General features: G+C 70.6%; 15 protein-coding genes. 11 read left to right on the forward strand and 4 right to left on the reverse strand.

What is annotated here, in order from left to right:
* Positions 1–6: 6 nt before the first annotated feature.
* On the forward strand, positions 7–957 hold the full coding sequence (gene dapF / locus ACZ6QQ_RS06520) for a diaminopimelate epimerase (RefSeq protein ID WP_465875033.1): 951 nt from the start codon (positions 7–9) through the stop codon (positions 955–957).
* Positions 958–1,090: 133 nt separating this feature from the next.
* On the opposite strand, the gene ACZ6QQ_RS06525 is transcribed toward dapF, so the two are convergent.
* A complete protein-coding gene (locus tag ACZ6QQ_RS06525; protein WP_465874821.1) occupies positions 1,091–2,623 on the reverse strand; it encodes an NAD-dependent malic enzyme in 1,533 nt (510 codons plus the stop codon).
* Between the two features lie 215 nt (positions 2,624–2,838).
* Between ACZ6QQ_RS06525 and hflX the strand changes: the two genes are divergently transcribed.
* Together hflX and ACZ6QQ_RS06535 are read left to right on the forward strand one after the other, a co-directional pair.
* A complete protein-coding gene (hflX, locus tag ACZ6QQ_RS06530) occupies positions 2,839–4,287 on the forward strand; it encodes a GTPase HflX (RefSeq protein WP_465874822.1) in 1,449 nt (482 codons plus the stop codon).
* 82 nt (positions 4,288–4,369) lie between these two features.
* Positions 4,370–6,094 (forward strand): hypothetical protein, encoded by a 1,725-nt coding sequence (locus tag ACZ6QQ_RS06535; RefSeq protein ID WP_465874823.1) that lies wholly within the window; start codon positions 4,370–4,372, stop codon positions 6,092–6,094.
* 118 nt (positions 6,095–6,212) lie between these two features.
* On the opposite strand, the gene lexA is transcribed toward ACZ6QQ_RS06535, so the two are convergent.
* The gene (lexA, locus tag ACZ6QQ_RS06540) at positions 6,213–7,007 is read right to left on the reverse strand and encodes a transcriptional repressor LexA (protein ID WP_465874824.1); all 795 of its coding nucleotides are present in this window, start codon (positions 7,005–7,007) and stop codon (positions 6,213–6,215) included.
* Positions 7,008–7,253: 246 nt separating this feature from the next.
* On the opposite strand from lexA, the gene ACZ6QQ_RS06545 reads away from it, so the two are divergent.
* From ACZ6QQ_RS06545 to ACZ6QQ_RS06555, 3 genes are all read left to right on the forward strand, one after another.
* Positions 7,254–7,577 carry a LysM peptidoglycan-binding domain-containing protein gene (locus ACZ6QQ_RS06545; protein ID WP_465874825.1) on the forward strand — a complete coding sequence of 108 codons (324 nt, stop codon included), beginning with the start codon at positions 7,254–7,256 and terminating at the stop codon, positions 7,575–7,577.
* A 323-nt stretch (positions 7,578–7,900) separates the two neighbouring features.
* Positions 7,901–8,431 (forward strand): transcriptional regulator NrdR, encoded by a 531-nt coding sequence (gene nrdR, locus ACZ6QQ_RS06550; RefSeq protein WP_465874826.1) that lies wholly within the window; start codon positions 7,901–7,903, stop codon positions 8,429–8,431.
* A 65-nt stretch (positions 8,432–8,496) separates the two neighbouring features.
* Complete coding sequence (locus ACZ6QQ_RS06555; RefSeq protein ID WP_465874827.1) at positions 8,497–11,415, forward strand: vitamin B12-dependent ribonucleotide reductase; 2,919 nt, start codon at positions 8,497–8,499, stop codon at positions 11,413–11,415.
* A gap of 130 nt (positions 11,416–11,545) precedes the next feature.
* Here ACZ6QQ_RS06555 and ACZ6QQ_RS06560 read toward each other — a convergent pair whose 3' ends face one another.
* Complete coding sequence (locus ACZ6QQ_RS06560) at positions 11,546–11,947, reverse strand: RidA family protein (RefSeq protein WP_465874828.1); 402 nt, start codon at positions 11,945–11,947, stop codon at positions 11,546–11,548.
* 113 nt (positions 11,948–12,060) lie between these two features.
* On the opposite strand from ACZ6QQ_RS06560, the gene ACZ6QQ_RS06565 reads away from it, so the two are divergent.
* Together ACZ6QQ_RS06565 and ACZ6QQ_RS06570 are read left to right on the forward strand one after the other, a co-directional pair.
* On the forward strand, positions 12,061–13,041 hold the full coding sequence (locus tag ACZ6QQ_RS06565; protein ID WP_465874829.1) for a helix-turn-helix transcriptional regulator: 981 nt from the start codon (positions 12,061–12,063) through the stop codon (positions 13,039–13,041).
* A 96-nt stretch (positions 13,042–13,137) separates the two neighbouring features.
* A complete protein-coding gene (locus tag ACZ6QQ_RS06570; RefSeq protein ID WP_465874830.1) occupies positions 13,138–14,073 on the forward strand; it encodes a DUF2332 domain-containing protein in 936 nt (311 codons plus the stop codon).
* A gap of 31 nt (positions 14,074–14,104) precedes the next feature.
* Here the strand turns inward: ACZ6QQ_RS06570 and ACZ6QQ_RS06575 are convergent, their stop codons facing one another.
* Complete coding sequence (locus ACZ6QQ_RS06575) at positions 14,105–15,397, reverse strand: MFS transporter (protein ID WP_465874831.1); 1,293 nt, start codon at positions 15,395–15,397, stop codon at positions 14,105–14,107.
* 315 nt (positions 15,398–15,712) lie between these two features.
* Between ACZ6QQ_RS06575 and ACZ6QQ_RS06580 the strand changes: the two genes are divergently transcribed.
* From ACZ6QQ_RS06580 to ACZ6QQ_RS06590, 3 genes are read left to right on the forward strand one after another with little or no spacing between them, the layout of a single operon-like run.
* Positions 15,713–16,072, forward strand: coding sequence for a GntR family transcriptional regulator (locus ACZ6QQ_RS06580; RefSeq protein WP_465874832.1), 360 nt, complete (start codon positions 15,713–15,715; stop codon positions 16,070–16,072).
* Positions 16,069–16,983 carry an ABC transporter ATP-binding protein gene (locus tag ACZ6QQ_RS06585; protein WP_465874833.1) on the forward strand — a complete coding sequence of 305 codons (915 nt, stop codon included), beginning with the start codon at positions 16,069–16,071 and terminating at the stop codon, positions 16,981–16,983. The genes ACZ6QQ_RS06580 and ACZ6QQ_RS06585 overlap by 4 nt, the downstream gene beginning before the upstream one ends.
* Positions 16,980–17,675 carry an ABC transporter permease gene (locus tag ACZ6QQ_RS06590; protein WP_465874834.1) on the forward strand — a complete coding sequence of 232 codons (696 nt, stop codon included), beginning with the start codon at positions 16,980–16,982 and terminating at the stop codon, positions 17,673–17,675. Before ACZ6QQ_RS06585 ends, ACZ6QQ_RS06590 begins: the two co-directional genes overlap by 4 nt.
* Positions 17,676–17,764 lie beyond the last annotated feature (89 nt).

A 17,764-nucleotide genomic window follows, 5' to 3' on the forward strand; every position in this document is an offset into this window, starting at 1 on the left:
GGGCTGGTGAAGTTCACCAAGGGTCATGGCACCGGCAACGACTTCGTCATCCTCGCCGATCCGGACGGCGAGCTCGCGCTCACTCCGGCCCTGGTCGCCGCGCTCTGCGACCGGCGGCGGGGGATCGGGGCGGACGGCGTACTCCGGGTGATCCGGGCGGCGAAGCATCCGGAGGGCACCGCGTACGCGGGCGAGGCCGAGTGGTTCATGGACTACTGGAACGCCGACGGGTCACTGGCCGAGATGTGCGGCAACGGGGTCCGGGTGTTCACCCGCTACCTGCTCGACACCGGTCTCGCCGAACCCGCCGACGGCGGGCTGCCGATCGCCACCCGGTCCGGCGTCGTCCGGGCCGTGGCCGGGCCGGCCACCGTCGCCGGCACGCTGGTCGCGGACCGGGAGATCTCCGTCGACCTCGGCGCCCCCCGGCTGTACGGCGACAGCACCGCCACCGTCGAACACCCGACCGACTCCGTCGGGCCGAGCGACTCCGTCGGGCCGAGCGACTCCGTCGGGCCGAGCGACTCCGGCGGGCTCGACGGGTACGCCCGGTCGACCCTCACCGGCACGGCGGTGGACTGCGGCAACCCGCACCTCGTCTGCGTGCTGCCGGCCGGCGTGGAGCTCTCCGCGCTGGACCTGACCCGGGCGCCCGGATTCGATCCCGACTTCTTCCCGGCCGGGGTCAACGTCGAGTTCGTCGTCCCGGCCGAGCCGGTGGCCGGCACCGACCTGCACGTACTGATGCGGGTCTACGAGCGCGGTTCGGCGGAGACCCTCTCCTGCGGTTCCGGCGCGGTGGCGGTGGCCGCGGTGGCCCTGCGCGATGCCGGCCTGACCAGTGGCGCGGTCACGGTGGACGTACCCGGTGGCCGCCTCACCATCACCCTCGACGGCGAAAGCGCCTGGCTCACCGGCCCCGCCCTCCTCACCGCCGAAGGCACCCTCCTCCCCTAACCGCCCCCACCCACCCGACTCGTCGATCTAGGGCAAATGGTGGCCGTTGAAGATCAACTCACCTGTATTTGCCCTAGATCGACGAGGTGTGGGGTGGGGACGGGGGGTGGGGTGGGGGGTGGGGTGGGGTGGGTTAGTTGGTGGTGGCTAGGGGGGCGGTGGGGGCGGCGGCGGTGGCGGCGATCTCGGGGAGGTCGGCGGGGCCGGGGTCGGCGGCCGGCGGCGGGGTGGGCTGCTGGGCGGCGGCGCGTACGGCGGCGGCGACGGCGGTGGCCACCCGCGCGTCGAAGACGCTGGGCACGATCACCGTTGGGTTGATCTTGTCTTCGCCCACCACGTCGGCGATCGCCCGAGCCGCCGCGAGCGCCATCTCCTCGGTGAACTCCTCGGCGTGCGCGTCGAGCATGCCCCGGAACACGCCCGGGAAGGCGAGCACGTTGTTGATCTGGTTCGGCTGGTCGGACCGGCCGGTGGCGACCACGGCCGCGTACTTGCGGGCCTCCCGGGGGTCGACCTCCGGGTCCGGGTTGGCCAGCGCGAAGACGATCGAGTCCTTCGCCATGCCGGCGATGTCGTCGCCGGTGAGCAGGTTCGGCGCGCTCACCCCGATGAAGACGTCGGCACCCCGGATCGCGCCCGGCAGGTCGCCGCTGTAGTTCTCCTTGTTGGTGTTCTCGGCCAGCCACTTCCAGGCCGGGTTGGTGTCGGCCAACCCACGGTGCAGGGCACCCGCCCGGTCGTACGCGATGATGTCGCCGACACCCTGGCGCAGCAGCAGCTTCATGATCGCCGTACCGGCGGCGCCGGCTCCGGAGACGACCACCTTGACGTCGGCGAGCCGCTTGCCCACCACCCGCAGCGCGTTGGTCAGCGCGGCGAGTACCACGATCGCGGTGCCGTGCTGGTCGTCGTGGAAGACCGGGATGTCGAGCAGGTCACGCAGCTTGGCCTCGACCTCGAAGCAACGCGGGGCGGCGATGTCCTCCAGGTTGATCCCGCCGTACGCCGGTGCGATCGCCCGCACGATCGAGACGATCTCGTCCACGTCCTGGGTGTCCAGCACCACCGGCCAGGCGTCCACCCCGCCGAAGCGCTTGAACAGCGCCGCCTTGCCCTCCATCACCGGCAGCGACGCGGCCGGCCCGAGGTTGCCCAGCCCGAGTACGGCCGACCCGTCGGTGACCACGGCGACGGTGTTGCGCTTGATGGTGAGCCGGCGCGCGTCGGCCGGGTTCTCCGCGATCGCCAGGCAGACCCGCGCCACCCCCGGGGTGTACGCGCGGGACAACTCGTCCCGGTTGCGCAGCGCGACCTTCGGGGTGACCTCGATCTTGCCCCCGAGGTGCAGCAGGAACGTACGGTCGGAGACCTTGCGGACGTCCACGCCGTCGAGCGCGGTCAGCGACTTCACCACCTGGTCGGCGTGGTTCGCGTCGGCGGTGTCGCAGGTGAGGTCGACGATGACCGTGGTCGGGTCGGAGTCGACCACGTCCAGGGCGGTGACGATCGCGCCGGCTTCGCCGACACAGGTGGTGAGCCGGCCGATGGCCGAGGCGTCAGCGGTGACGCCGATCCGGATGGTGATCGAGAATCCGGCACTCGGCAGGCGGGTGGTGGTCACGGGGTCCCTCCGTCGTTGGCGGGTGCGACCGGTCGGCCGCCGCATTCGCATTCTTACCCGTTCGACTCCGGGCCGCTTCCGGCGCATCCCCCACGGGTGTCGTAAACGACCCTCCTGCGCACACAAACGACCCTTTTCGGCCGGTGACGTACCCGTCACGTCGGACGGACCGATCAGCCGGGGTGACGGATTATGGCGGTGCGATCGTCGGCGGAGCGTGTCACGATTGAGGTCAGGGATCAAACGGACAGGAGACCCGCTTGCGAAATCAGGAAAGCTTCGCTCCGCTGACCGACCAGGACCTCGACGCCCTGCTCGGCGAGGAGGTCACCACCGGTGAGATGGAGCGGGAGGACCGCGCGGCACTGCGCCGGGTGGCCGGGCTCTCCACCGAGCTCACCGACGTCACCGAGGTCGAGTACCGGCAACTCCGGTTGGAGCGGGTGGTCCTGGTCGGGGTCTGGACCGAGGGCACCATGACCGACGCGGAGAACTCGCTCACCGAGCTGGCCGCGCTCGCCGAGACCGCCGGTTCCGAGGTGCTGGAAGGGCTGATCCAGCGGCGTACCCGGCCCGACCCGGCGACGTACATCGGCCGCGGCAAGGTCGAGGACCTGGCCGCCGAGGTGCTCGCCTCCGGCGCGGACACGGTGATCTGCGACGGGGAGCTCTCCCCGTCCCAGTTGCGCAACCTGGAACAGCGGACCAAGGTCAAGGTCGTCGACCGGACCGCGCTGATCCTGGACATCTTCGCCCAACACGCGAAGAGCAAGGAAGGCAAGGCGCAGGTCGAGCTGGCCCAGCTCGAATACCTGCTGCCCCGGCTGCGTGGTTGGGGTGAGAGCCTGTCCCGGCAGGCCGGCGGCAGCGGCCGTGGCGGCGGCGCCGGCGGCGGTGTCGGCACCCGTGGTCCCGGTGAGACCAAGCTGGAGACCGACCGGCGCCGGATCCGCCACCGCATCTCCCGCCTGCGGCGCGAGATCAAGGCAATGCGCACCGTACGCCAGACCAAGCGCGCCCGGCGCAGCCGCAACGCCGTTCCGGCGATCGCCATCGCCGGTTACACCAACGCCGGCAAGTCCAGCATCCTCAACCGGCTGACCGGGGCGGGAGTCCTGGTCGAGGACGCGCTCTTCGCCACCCTGGACCCGACCACCCGCCGGACCGAAGCCGCCGACGGGCGGGTCTACACCCTCTCCGACACGGTCGGCTTCGTCCGGCACCTGCCGCACCAGATCGTCGAGGCGTTCCGCTCGACGCTGGAGGAGGTGGCCGACGCCGACTTGGTCGTCCACGTGGTCGACGGGGCGCACCCGGACCCCGAGGAGCAGGTACGGGCGGTCCACGAGGTGCTCGCCGAGGTGGGCGCGGACAAGTTGCCCGAGCTGCTGGTGGTGAACAAGACCGACGCCGCCGACGAGGAGACGCTGCTGCGGCTCAAGCGGGAGTGGCCGGACGCCGTCTTCGTCTCCGCCCGGGCCGGGCAGGGGATCGACGAGCTTCGCGCCACGATCGAGGCCCGGCTGCCGAGGCCGGCGGTCGAGCTGCGGGCGGTGCTGCCGTACGCCCGGGGTGACCTGGTCGCCCGGGTGCACCGGCGCGGGGAGGTACTCGGCACCACACACCTCGCCGAGGGGACTCTGCTGCACGTGCGGGTCGATGAGGCGTTGGCGGCTGAATTAACCCCATATCGGGCTGCCGGGGAGTAGCTTGGAACCACCCGAACGGCGGCTTCGGGTCAAAGGATCACGGCCTTCCCGCCGTGCGTCTGCGACGTGCGACACTTGGCCGATGCGGCGTGTCCTCTCCTCGGTCGTGGTAGTCGGTGGTGTGGTCGGTGCGTGCCTGGGGCTGTCCGCCGCCCCGGCGCTCGCCGCACCGGCCAAGGTCTGCACCATCGACGACAACCGGACGAACGAGCTCTCCGGCATGGTCGCGACGAAGACCGGCTACGTCGTGATCAACGACAGCACCGACGTGCAGAGCCACGACCAGATCTTCTTCCTGAACAGCAAGTGCAAGGTGACCGACACGGTCCCGTACACCGGTCGGGGATCGCGCGATCCGGAGGACCTGGCGCTCTCCGCCGACGGCGAGACCCTCTGGGTGGCCGACATCGGGGACAACGCCGACGCCGCCGAACGGCGCCCCAACGTGGTGCTCTGGAGCCTGCCCGTGGACGGGTCGGGCAAGCCGGTGCTGCACCGGCTGGCCTACCCGGGCAATAAGCCGCACGACGCCGAGGCGCTGCTGCTCGGCGAGGACGGTTCGGCGTACGTGATCACCAAGACCGGCACCGAGAAGAGCGAGATCTACCGGGCACCGGCGCCGCTGCCGAAGGACAACGCCACGGGCGTGCCGATGGAGCTGGCCGGCGAGATCACCCTGCCGAAGAGCACCACGGAGAACCTGCTCACGGTGACCGGCCGATTGATGATCACCGGTGCGGCCCGTTCGCCGGACGGCAGCCGGGTGGCGCTGCGGACGTACGCCGACGCGTTCGAGTGGGACGTACCCGACGGCGACATCGTCAAGGCGCTGACCACCGGCAAGCCCCGGATGACGCCGCTGGCCGACGCCTTCGGCGAGTCGATCTCGTACACCCCGGACGGCAAGTCGTTCGTCACCGTCTCGGACGTCGGCAGTCTCGCCGACGATGCCGAGGTCGTGGTCCAGAGCTACGTGCCGTCGGCGAAGGTCGCCGAGGCGCCGGCGGCGGCGGGCAACGACAACGCCAAGGGGGCGACCGAGAGCGGCAAGTCCTGGACCTCCCAGCTCACCCTGTCGGACATCACGTACCTGATCGGGGCCGTGGGGGTGCTCGGTGCACTGCTGGTCGGGTTGGGGATCTTCGGCATCGTCCGGTCCCGGCGCAGGCGGGCGGCCGAGCCGGCGGAACTGGACGGCTCACCCGGTGACGGCGACGGGCCGCGGGTCGGCCGGCAGGGCGCCGGTGATCTCCCGGCCGAACCGCCGGGGCGGTCGCGCGGCACCACCTACGGTGGGGGTGCCCAGGACGGCGGTTGGACCGGGGCGCCCGGCGCCGCCGGGGCGAATGGTTACCCGCACACCGGTGCCGACTACGAGCCGTCCGGTCGGCCCCAGGCGGGTGTCTACGGTGGCCAGCAGGGTGGCGGCGGCGGGGTCTACGGCGGCGCGGCCCGACCCCCGGCCGGTGCGCCCGGCCCGGGGGTGTACGGCGGTGCCGGCTCCCGGCCGCCCGGTGGCGGTGCCGGTCCCCGGCCGTCGGGTGGCGGTGCGCCGGGTCCGGTCTACGGTGGCGGTCGGGGTGGCTACCCGCCGGCCGACCCACGCGGACAGGCCGGTGATCGCCGCAACGGCCAGCCGCCGGTGAACGGCTACGGCCAGCCGGGTGGCGGCGGCCAGTACGGGCCGGGACGGCCGGCTCCGCAGGGGCACCCGGGCAACGGCTACCCGGCAAACGGCTACCCGGAGCAGGGTTATCCCGAACAGGGCTACCCCGAGCAGGGTTATCCGGAGCAGGGTCGGCGCTGAGCCGACACCGGCCGTTGGACGGGTCTGGAGACGTCGAAGCCGTCGCGGCCGGGGCGACGGGGCCCCGTGACGCCGCGACGGCTGAGCGTGTGCCGCTGTTCGTCGTCGGTGCGGGAGACTAGATCCGGCGGAGTACGGCCACCACCCGGCCCATGATCGACGCGCTGTCGCCGGGGATCGGGTCGAACGCCGAGTTCGCCGGCATCAGCCAGACGTGCCCGTCCCGTCGGCGGTAGGTCTTCACCGTCGCCTCGCCGTCCAGCATGGCGGCGACGATCTCACCCGAGTCGGCGGTCGGCTGCTGGCGCACCACCACCCAGTCGCCGTCGCAGATCGCCGCGTCGAGCATCGAGTCGCCCTTGACCTTGAGCATGAAGACCTCGCCCTCGCCGACCAGTTCGCGGGGCAGCGGGAAGACGTCCTCCACGGCCTGCTCGGCCAGGATCGGGCCACCGGCCGCGATCCGACCCAGCATCGGCACGTACGCCGGGGTGGGGCGTTGGGCGCGGGCCGCCTCGTCGTCCATCAGGTCGCTCGGCGGACGCACGTCCACCGCCCGGGGGCGGTTCGGGTCGCGCCGCAGGAAGCCCTTGCGCTCCAGTTCCTTGAGCTGGTAGGCGACGCTGGACGGGGAGACCAGGCCGACCGCCTCACCGATCTCGCGCACGCTCGGCGGGTAGCCGTAGCGCTCGACCCAGTCCCGGATGAACTCCAGGATCCGCCGCTGCCGGGCGGTCAGGTCCGCGCTGACCAGGTCGGGGAAGTGGCTCACCACCGAGGTGACGGCGCGCAGGGTCGGCTGCTCGGCGGCGCGGGCGCGGGCCGGGCCGCGGCGACGGGCCGAGGTGGCGCCGGATCCAGCGGCGGCCTCTTGCGGATGTTGCTGCCGGTTCGTCCGGTCGTCGGTCGACACGTCCGTCCTCCCTGCTCGGCGGTGGTGCCGGTATGGCACGTGGTGCGCATGGGCCCGGATCCGGCACGGCCGTGTGCCGGCCGGGATCGGTTGTTCACGACCGTATAGGTGAGATCAGACAGTTTCAAACATCTGTACGACGTGGCGTCGGCGTGTCGTGCCCGTACGCTCGACATCCGTACGCCTGTTCTGATACACCATCGTACGTCTGTTCTATCGAACTGGCGTACGATCTTGGAGGTCAGCGTGGGTGCACCGGACATCTCCCGGCCCTCGCCGAACGCTCGGCTCCGGCTGACCCGACGCGGTCGGGTGGTGCTGGTCGGTTTTTTCCTGGTCCTCGTGGCCGGGCTGGCGGTGGCGCTCGCCCCCTCCTCCCGGGCGGCCGATCCGCCCGGTCCGGCGCCCACCGCCGAGGTGCTTCCCGGTGACACGCTCTGGTCGGTGGCGCAGCGGCACCGGCCGGCCCGGCAGCCGTTCCGGGTGATCGACGAGATCCGCCGGCTCAACGGGATGGACGACTACATCATCCATCCGGGGCAGCGGCTGATCCTGCCGCGCGAGGAGTGACTCTCCGGGGATTCGGGGGCGACACGGGGTGGTCGGCTGACCGTCCGTCGGGGGTCGGTAACCGCCGGCAGACCGGTGGTGTTGGGAAGATAACGCGAGACGCGCGCGGGCCTTCCGTAACTTGACCACGGCCGCTCTGCGGCATACGGTCGACCCCTAGATGTAGTAGTGACAACGGTGTGAGTCGCCCACAGGTTGGGTTCGGCTACCCGCAGCTCCCCACTCACCAGCACGGCGGCGGCCACCTCGCAGTGGCTCCCGCCGGCTGTTCGGGTGTCCGGGGGATGGCGGGCACCCCACAGTGCGGTGAAAGGAGGTCGGCCATGCGGTGTCCATACTGCCGGCACGCCGACTCCCGGGTCGTCGACTCGCGCGAAGCCGACGACGGCCAACTGATCCGCCGCCGGCGGTCGTGCCCGGAGTGCGGTAAGCGGTTCACCACGGTCGAGGAGGCGGTCCTCGCGGTCGTCAAGCGCAGCGGGGTGACCGAGCCGTTCAGCCGTACGAAGATCATCGGCGGGGTGCGCAAGGCGTGCCAGGGCCGCCCGGTCGACGAGGACAGGATCGCCCTGCTCGCCCAGCGGGTGGAGGAGACCGTCCGGGCCAAGGGCGCCGCCGAGATCCCGAGCCACGACGTCGGGCTGGCCATCCTCGGGCCGCTGCGGGAGCTGGACGAGGTGGCCTACCTCCGCTTCGCCAGCGTCTACCGCTCGTTCGACTCCCTGGGGGACTTCGAGCGCGAGATCGAGTCACTGCGCGCGGCGGCGGCCGCCCGGACGGCGGCGCGGACCGGTGCCGCCCCGGAGTCGGCGACTCCGGCCGAGGCGGAACCGGCCGGCGGCCGTACCAGTTAGCTTTCTGTTTTTTTGATCATGCCAGTGGCGCGGCGGCGGACCGTGCCGGTAAGGGGGCGGATGAGATGGCGGGGGAAGGTATGACAGCGAACAAGAGCCGGTCACGGGCGGCTACCACGGCCGGACTGAAGGTCGAGCGGGTCTGGACCACCGAGGGGGTTCACCCCTACGACGAGGTGACCTGGGAACGCCGGGACGTCGTCATGACGAACTGGCGGGACGGCTCGATCAACTTCGAGCAGCGCGGGGTCGAGTACCCCGACTCGTGGAGCGTCAACGCGGCCAACATCGTGACCACCAAGTACTTCCGCGGCGCCGTCGGCACCCCGGAGCGGGAATGGTCGCTCAAGCAGCTCATCGACCGGGTGGTGAAGACCTACCGGGCCGCGGGGGAGCAGCACGGCTACTTCGCCACCACGGGTGACGCGGAGATCTTCGAGCACGAGCTGACCTGGATGCTGCTGCACCAGGTGTTCAGCTTCAACTCGCCGGTCTGGTTCAACGTCGGCACCGCCTCGCCGCAGCAGGTCAGCGCCTGCTTCATCCTGGCCGTCGACGACTCGATGGACTCGATCCTCGACTGGTACAAGGAAGAGGGGCTGATCTTCAAGGGCGGCTCCGGCTCCGGGGTCAACCTCTCCCGGATCCGGTCCTCGCGGGAACTGCTCTCCAGCGGCGGCACCGCCTCCGGCCCGGTCAGCTTCATGCGCGGCGCGGACGCCAGCGCCGGCACCATCAAGTCCGGCGGCGCCACCCGGCGCGCGGCCAAGATGGTCATCCTCGACGTCGACCACCCGGACATCGAGGAGTTCGTCACCACCAAGGCGCGCGAGGAGCACAAGATCCGCGCCCTGCGGGACGCCGGGTTCGACATGGACCTCGGCGGCTCCGACATCGTCAGCGTGCAGTACCAGAACGCCAACAACTCGGTCCGGGTCACCGACGAGTTCATGCGGGCGGTCGAGGGCGCCGGCACGTTCGACCTGCGCGGCCGGCTCGACGGCGCGGTGATCGACACCATCGACGCCAAGGGGCTGTTCCGGACCATCGCCCAGGCCGCCTGGGAGTGCGCCGACCCCGGCCTCCAGTACGACGACACCATCAACGACTGGCACACCAGCCCGGAGACCGGGCGGATCACCGCCTCCAACCCGTGCTCGGAGTACCTGCACCTGGACAACTCCTCGTGCAACCTGGCCTCGCTCAACCTGATGAAGTTCCTCCGCGCCGACGGCGGCTTCGAGGTGGAGAAGTTCGTCCGCTCGGTCGAGTTCGTGATCACCGCGATGGACATCTCGATCTGCTTCGCCGACTTCCCGACCGAGAAGATCGGCGAGACCACCCGCGCCTACCGGCAGCTCGGAATCGGCTACGCCAACCTCGGCGCGCTGCTGATGGCGACCGGCCACCCGTACGACTCGGAGACCGGGCGCTCGGTCGCCGCCGCGATCACCTCGCTGATGACCGGCACCGCGTACCGCCGCTCGGCCGAACTGGCCGGTGTCGTCGGCGCCTACGACGGGTACGCCCGCAACGCCGAGCCGCACAAGCGGGTCATGCGCAAGCACGCCGCCGCCAACGACGAGATCAAGCCCTCCGGTACGGTCGCCACCGCGATCGTCCGCGAGGCCACCAAGCAGTGGACCCAGGGCAACAAGCTCGGTGACCGCAACGGCTGGCGCAACGCCCAGGCGTCGGTGCTCGCCCCGACCGGCACCATCGGCCTGATGATGGACTGCGACACCACCGGCGTCGAGCCCGACCTGGCACTGGTCAAGTTCAAGAAGCTGGTCGGCGGCGGCTCGATGCAGATCGTCAACCAGACCGTGCCGCGCGCCCTGCGCAGCCTCGGCTACCCCGAGGAGCAGGTCGAGGCGATCGTCGAGCACATCGCCGACCACGGCCACGTCGTCGACGCGCCCGGCCTCAAGCCGGAGCACTACGCCGTCTTCGACTGCGCCATGGGCGAGCGTTCCATCGCCCCGATGGGGCACGTCCGGATGATGGCCGCCGTACAGCCGTTCATCTCCGGCGCCATCTCGAAGACGGTCAACATGCCGGAGGCGGCCACCGTCGCCGACGTCGAGGAGATCTACTTCGAGGGCTGGAAGCTCGGCCTCAAGGCGCTGGCGATCTACCGCGACAACTGCAAGGTCGGCCAGCCGCTCTCGGTGGCCAAGCCGAACAAGGCCGTCGAGACCGCCTCCGCCCCGGCCGAGGTCGCGCCGGTCAGCGCGGAGAAGATCGTCGAGAAGGTCATCGAGTACCGGCCGGTGCGCAAGCGCCTGCCGAAGAAGCGCCCGTCGGAGACGGTCTCCTTCTCGGTCGGCGGCGCCGAGGGCTACCTCACCGCGTCGTCGTACCCGGACGACGGCCTGGGCGAGGTCTTCCTCAAGATGTCCAAGCAGGGCTCCACGCTGGCCGGAGTGATGGACGCCTTCTCGGTGGCCATCTCGATCGGTTTGCAGTACGGCGTCCCGCTGGAGACGTACGTCAGCAAGTTCACCAACATGCGGTTCGAACCGGCCGGGATGACCGACGACCCGGACATCCGGATGGCCGCCTCGGTGATGGACTACATCTTCCGCCGGCTGGCGCTGGACTTCCTGCCGTACGAGCGCCGGGCCGAACTGGGCATCTTCACCGCGACCGAGCGGGCCGCGCAGCTGCGGGCCGAGGCGGAGGCGGAGAACAACCTGGAGCTGTCCGTGATGGCCTCGTCCGCCCCGGTGGCGGCACCGGCCGAGGCGAAGCCGGAGCCGGCGGCGGCGCCGGTCACCGAGCCGGTGTCGGCCGAGGCCGCACCCGAGGTGGTCGGGACCAAGCAGTTGGGGGTCCGGATCGGTTCCTCGACCGAGCTGCTGGAATCGGTGCTCGGCAAGGCGGCGGACGCACCGCTCTGCTTCACCTGCGGCACGAAGATGCGCCCGGCCGGCAGCTGCTACGTCTGCGAGGGCTGCGGCTCCACCTCGGGTTGCAGCTGATATCGGATAGGACCGCATCGGCTGCGACATTCGGCATGGGCTAGCCAGGCCGAAGATCGTTGCGAGGAGAAGGGGAGCCGGGCACAAGCCGGCTCCCCTTCTCCTCGTACGGACCAGCCACGAGGTGGCATCACGCGACGGCGGTCCCTTCGAGTTCGACCATCAGGTCGGGGATCGCCAACCGGGTCACTCCGAGCATCGTGCTGGTCGGTGCCACCCCGGCGGCGCCCAACCGCGACGCCAGCACGCCGTAGTGCGCGAAGAGCCGATCGACGTCGGTCGTGTAGACGTTGAGCCGGACGAGGTTCGCCAGGGACATGTCGGCCGCACCGAGAACGGCCTCCAGGTTGTCGATGCTCAGCGCCAACTGTGCCGCCATGTCACCGGCATGCTGGGGCTTGCCGTCGCCGCTCATGGCGGTCTGCCCGGCGCAGTACAGGGTCCGGGTGTGTCCGGAGACGATCTCAGCCTGGTTGTACCCCAACTCCACCGACCACGTCCACGGGTTGACCGCCGATCGATCCACTGTCATCTCAGCTCCATTTCGTCGAGAGTGTGGGTACGCGGGGGCTCTCGCCCTCGCGTTGGTGAGCCTCTCAACTAATCACGACATCCTGTGTCGTGTATTCCTGGCACAATTTCCGCATGCGAGCTGACCGGTTGGTCGCGCTGGTGCTGCTGCTACGCCAGCGCGGCCGGCTGTCCGCCGCCACCCTGGCCCGCGAGCTTGAGGTATCCACCCGCACCGTGCTGCGCGACATCGAGGCGCTCTCCGCAGCCGGCGTTCCGGTCTACGCCGAACGCGGTCGGCACGGCGGGTTCGCGTTGCTGCCCGGTTTCCAGACGGAACTCACCGGACTGAACCACGACGAGGCACTTGCCCTGCTGATCGTCGGATCGCGCCGCGCCGAGCAGGCGTTCGGCCTCGGCCCGGCGCTCGCCTCGGCCATGCGCAAGGTGGTTGACGCCCTGCCGGAAGGCCACCGGGAGATCGCGACCGGCGCGGCCCGGCGACTACTCGTCGACCCCGAGACCGACCTGCTGTCACAGCGGCTGGTCACCGAGGAGGTCCCCGACCCCGTCGTGACCGAGATCCGGCGCGCGGTGCTCGCCGGCCACAAGCTGCGCATCCACTACGCGGCCGCGGACCAGGCACCGCGGTGGCGCACGGTGGACCCGATCGGCATGGTCACCGTGCGCGACCGGGGCTACCTGCTGGCCATGAGGTCCGGCGCGGACCGCACCTACCGGTTGTCGCGGGTGTTGGCTGCCGAGGAACTCCCCGAACCGGCACAGCGACCACACCAGATCGATCTGGATCGGGCCTGGCGGGAACGGTGCGCGCGGTTGCTGGCCGGCGGCGACCCGGTCACCGTGCTGGTACGGGTGCACGTGGCGCGTCGGGAGGACCTGGTACGCAACGCGCTCGCCGTCCGCTCCGAGGAGCCCGACACGGACAACTGGCTGCGGCTGGAGGTGACCTTCGGCGAGGCGGAACATGCCGAATGGGCGCTGTGGCAGCTCTCCACCAACGCGGAGGCCCTGGCCCCGCAGTGGCTGCGTACCGCCCTGCGCAACCGCGCCGCCGAGATCGCCACCCGTTACGAGATGGCATCCGAGTGCTGAGGGGCGTACGAAGTGGTGGTCGATGTGGTGCCGGTGGGATCGCCCGAGGGTCAGATCACATGGCGCCGGACGAGGCGGATCCTCGATCATCGGAAGATGACGATCTCCGAGAGGTACGCCGAGTTCGCGATCCGCGAGGCGCGCGGGGTGTCGCCCGTGTACGAGCGGTTGTCCCTTGCGGTCTCCCGTGACGAGAAGCTGCTCGCCCTGCTCGACACGCTCCCGCCGGCCAAGCGGCAGCCGAACCTGCTGTTCGGGGTCGTACGGCTGCTCGGTGGCCCGGTCGACGATCCGGCCGCGTTCCACGGGTACACGGTGCGGAACTGGCCGGCGATCGAGGCCGAGATACGGGTGCGGGCGACCCAGACGAACGAGGCCGGACGGTGTGCCGTACTGCTGCCGGTGCTCGCCGCGCTGCCACAGCCACTCGCGCTGCTGGAGGTGGGCGCGTCCGCCGGGCTGAACCTCTACCCGGACCGGTACGCCTACCGCTACGGCGACCGGTTGCTCGGTACGGGCGAGCCGCTGCTCGACTGCGAGGCGACCGGGGTGCCGCTTCCGGCCGAGCTGCCCGAGGTGGTGTGGCGGGGCGGGCTGGACCTGAACCCGCTCGACGTGACCGACCCGAACGACGTCGGCTGGCTCGACGCGCTGATCTGGCCGGAGCACACGCACCGCCGGGACCGGCTCCGGGCGGCGGCCGCCGTCGCCTCGGCCGAGCCGCCGACCCTCGTACGCGGTGATCTGGTGGACGACCTGCCGGCGCTGGCCGCGCGGGCACCGGCCGACGCGACGCTGGTGGTGTTCCACACCTCCGTGCTGTACCAGGTGCCGGTGCCCCGCCGGGAGGCGTTCGTCGAGCTGGTACGCGGGCTGCCCGGCCACTGGATCTCGAACGAGGCGCCGGACGTGCTGCCCCACGACGCGTTGCCGCAGCCGCCGGACGGGGCGCTGTACAACGTGCTGGCGTTGGACGGGAAGCCGCTCGCCTGGACGCGGGGACACGGGCAGGCGATGACCTGGTTCGGGTGAGGTTCCGGCGCTGCCGTGCCGGGCGGCGGGGTCAGGCCGCCGGCATGTCGCGCATGCGCCGCAGCGGGGAGAAGAAGACGAACAGGGCCGCGCTCCAGGTGCCGAGTACGCAGATCCACAGTGTCGGCCGCAGGCCCAGCTGACTGCCGAGCAGGCCGCCGAACAGGGCGCCGAGCGGGACCGCCCCGAGGCAGATCCACAGGAACGCGGCGTTGACCCGACCGAGCAGTCCGGCCGGGGTGATCCGCTGTCGGTACGTCATTCCCGCGACGTTGAACAGGACCGCGTTGCCGGAGAACGCGGCCAGCCCGATGCCGTAGAGCAGCACGCCCCAGCCGGGCTGCGCCAGGGGCATGAGCAGGTACAGCGGACCGGGCGCGGCCATCGCCACCCAGATGATCCGGGCGGAGCCGATCCACCGGGACAGCCGGCTCGCGTACGCGCCCGCCAGCAGGCCGCCGAGGGCGCTGAGGCTGAAGACGAGGCCGACCAGTTGTGGTGGGGCGTGCAGTTCGCGAACCATGAAGGTGACCTCGATGGAACCCGCCGCCATGACGAAGAAGTTGGATGTCGTGGTGCAGGCCAGGATCGCGGTCAGGATCGGCTGGCGGCGGATGAAGGTCAGCCCGTCGGTCATCGCGACCCGCAGCGGGACCGGTCCGTTGTCCGGCCCGTTGTCCGGTCCGGCCGGTTTCCGCTGCTCCGGGGTCTCCCGGATCAGCCCGAGTGACACGGCGCTGACCAGGAAGGCGAGGCCGTTGCCGAGGAAGGTCCGGGCTGCGCCGACGAGCCCGACCAGTGCACCGCCGATGCTCACGCCGGCAAGTTCGGCGAACTCCTGGCTCATCCCCAGTTTCGCGTTGGCGTCGACGAGCTGGTCCGGTGCGACGAGCCGGGGGAGCCGGCTGCGGTAGGCGACGGTGAACAGGACGGTCAGCACCCCGCAGAGCCCCACGACGAGGTAGAGGTACCACAGCGTCAGCTTGCCGGCGTACGCGACCAGCGGCACCGACAGCATCAGCGTCATCCGGCCCAGATCGCAGACGATCATCAGTTTCCGCTGGTCGACCCGGTCGGCGAGGATCCCGGCGGGCAGTGAGAAGAGCAGGTACGGCAGCCAGGCGAGGAAGGTCAGCAGGGAGATCTGGAAGACGGTGGCGTCGAGGTCCTCGGCCGCGAGCAGCGGCACCGCGATGCCGGCGATCCGGGTGCCCAGCTCGCTGACGGTCTGACCGCCCCAGAGCAGCAGGAAGTTCCTGCTCCGCCAGAGCGACGGTGGTCGCACCGGGTCGATCTCCGGGGCCGGGGCGAGGTGTCGTGTCATCGATGGGGTGCCGATCCGTGCGGGGGTGGTCGACCGGTACGGGCGGCCCCCGCCGTCGTGCGGGGGTGGCCGGGTCGCACCCTACCGACGACCGCGAGCGGCGGGGTACCGCATTTATCCGGCCGGGCGCACGGCTGCGCACCTGCTCGACGGCGGCCCGGCGGTGCCAGGGTGCGGTGTCGGGGGTGGCGACCGTCACGGCGGTGTCGGGGATCCGTTCTTGACATCCCGGCGGCTTGGTTACATGGTTAGTTACATGAGTAATGAACCGGCTAACCTCGACCCGCTCGACCCCTCATCGGGCAGGTGCGGGTGATGGAGGAAGGCCGACCGATCTTTCTCCAGGTCGCGGAGCTGCTGGAGACCGCGATCATCGACGGCACCCTCGCCGAGGAGACCCAGGTCCCCTCGACCAACGAGCTGGCCGCCTTCCACCGGATCAACCCCGCGACCGCCGCGAAGGGCGTCAACCAGCTCGTCGACGACGGCGTTCTATACAAGAAACGAGGAATCGGGATGTTCGTCGCCACCGGCGCCCGCACCCGCCTGCGGGAACGGCGCCGCGAAGAGTTCGCCGACCAGTACGTCCGACCCCTGCTCGCACAGGCCCGCCGACTCGGCATCGACGCCGAGGAACTCAAGTCGATGATCGACCGCAGGGAGGGGGAACGATGAACCCGGTGGTGACCGCGCGGGGCGTCTCCAAGCGATTCGGCCGGACGACCGCGCTCGACAACGTCAGCTTCTCCCTGGCCGAGAACACCATCCACGGCCTGCTCGGCCGCAACGGCGCCGGCAAGACCACCCTGATGCAGATCCTCACCGGACAGAACTTCGCCACCACCGGCGAGCTGTCGGTGTTCGGGCAGCACCCGTACGAGAACAGTCAGGTGCTGTCGGAGGTCTGCTTCATCAAGGAGAGCCAGACCTACCCCCAGACCTTCCAGGTACGGCACGCGCTCGCCGCCGGCCGCCTGCTCTTTCCGCGCTGGGACGAGGAGTTCGCCGCCGCCCTGGTCGACGACTTCCAACTGCCCCTGCGGCGACAGGTGCGCCGGCTCTCCCGGGGCATGCTCTCCGCGCTCGGCGTCACCATCGGACTCGCCGCGCGGGCACCGCTCACCTTCTTCGACGAGCCGTACCTCGGGCTGGACGCCACCGCCCGGCAGATCTTCTACGACCGGCTGCTCGCCGACTACGCCGAGCACCCGCGCACGATCGTGCTCTCCACCCACCTGATCGACGAGGTCAGCAACCTGATCGAGCACGTGCTGCTGATCGACCGGGGGCGGATCCTGCTGGACGAGAGCGCGGAGTCACTGCGTACCGAACTGGTCACCGTCTCCGGGCCGCTGGCGGCGGTCGAACAGGCGGTCGCGAACGTCGAGGAACTGCACCGCGAGCAGATGGGCAACCTGGCCCGGGTCACCGTGCGGGGACCGTTCGAGCCGGGCGAGCAGGCCCGGTTCGCCGGGCTCGGAGTGGACCTGGCGCCGGTGCCGCTACAGGAACTGGTGGTCCGGCTCACCAACACGTCGAACGGTGCCGGGAACGTCCGTACGGCAGGCAAGGGAGCCAACCGATGAACCGCGTCATGTCCGCGACCCGGATCCATTTGCTCACCTGGCCGGCCCTGGTCGCCTGGCCGTGGGGCATCCTGCTCTCCAGCTTCGTGATCAACCTGGCCCTGTTCGCCTCTATCGGAGACGAGATTCCCGACGGGCCGCAGACCGGCGGCCTGCTCAGCATCTACATCGTGATGATGGTCAGCTCCGCTCAGTCGGTCACCCAGTTCTTCTCGTTCTCCCTCGGGCTGAGCCTGACCCGGCGGACCTTCTACACCGCAATCTCCCTGCTGCTGGTCGGCGAGTCGGTGCTCTTCGGAGTCCTGCTCTACCTCTGCAAGCTGGCCGAGCGGGCGACCGACGGGTGGGGCATCTCGATGCGCTTCTTCGCCCTGTCGTTCATGAGCACCGACAACCCGGTGGCGCAGATCCTGATCTACACCGTGCCGTTCCTGGTGCTCGGCTTCGTCGGGATCTTCGCGGCCCTGGTGGTGAAGCGCTGGGGCGTCAGCGGCCTCTACACGCTGAGCATCGCGCTGATCTTCCTCTTCGGCCTGCTCGCCGTCCTGATCACCTGGCAGGGCTGGTGGCCGGCGGTCGGACGGTGGTTCGGCGACCAGTCCGCGGTCACCCTCTTCGCCGGCTGGCCGGCGCTGCTCGCCCTGGTACTGGCCGGAGTCGGGCTGCTGACCATCCGCCGGGCGACGCCCTGACCTGTCTGGTAGATGGCGCGGGTCCGGTTTGGTAGATGGCGCGGGTCCGGCTCACTCGGGGGAGCCGGACCCGTCGCGGTCGGCGGGCG

Source organism: Micromonospora sp. NPDC049529 (assembly GCF_055586685.1).

Coding starts and splice junctions, on each gene's coding strand:
- ACZ6QQ_RS06525 (WP_465874821.1), bottom strand. CDS start 2,623: ATGCGGCGGCCGACCGGTCGCACCCGCCAACGACGGAGGGACCCCGTG.
- ACZ6QQ_RS06535 (WP_465874823.1), top strand. CDS start 4,370: ATGCGGCGTGTCCTCTCCTCGGTCGTGGTAGTCGGTGGTGTGGTCGGT.
- nrdR (WP_465874826.1), top strand. CDS start 7,901: ATGCGGTGTCCATACTGCCGGCACGCCGACTCCCGGGTCGTCGACTCG.
- ACZ6QQ_RS06555 (WP_465874827.1), top strand. CDS start 8,497: ATGGCGGGGGAAGGTATGACAGCGAACAAGAGCCGGTCACGGGCGGCT.
- ACZ6QQ_RS06560 (WP_465874828.1), bottom strand. CDS start 11,947: ATGACAGTGGATCGATCGGCGGTCAACCCGTGGACGTGGTCGGTGGAG.
- ACZ6QQ_RS06565 (WP_465874829.1), top strand. CDS start 12,061: ATGCGAGCTGACCGGTTGGTCGCGCTGGTGCTGCTGCTACGCCAGCGC.
- ACZ6QQ_RS06570 (WP_465874830.1), top strand. CDS start 13,138: ATGACGATCTCCGAGAGGTACGCCGAGTTCGCGATCCGCGAGGCGCGC.
- ACZ6QQ_RS06575 (WP_465874831.1), bottom strand. CDS start 15,397: ATGACACGACACCTCGCCCCGGCCCCGGAGATCGACCCGGTGCGACCA.
- ACZ6QQ_RS06580 (WP_465874832.1), top strand. CDS start 15,713: ATGGAGGAAGGCCGACCGATCTTTCTCCAGGTCGCGGAGCTGCTGGAG.
- ACZ6QQ_RS06585 (WP_465874833.1), top strand. CDS start 16,069: ATGAACCCGGTGGTGACCGCGCGGGGCGTCTCCAAGCGATTCGGCCGG.
- ACZ6QQ_RS06590 (WP_465874834.1), top strand. CDS start 16,980: ATGAACCGCGTCATGTCCGCGACCCGGATCCATTTGCTCACCTGGCCG.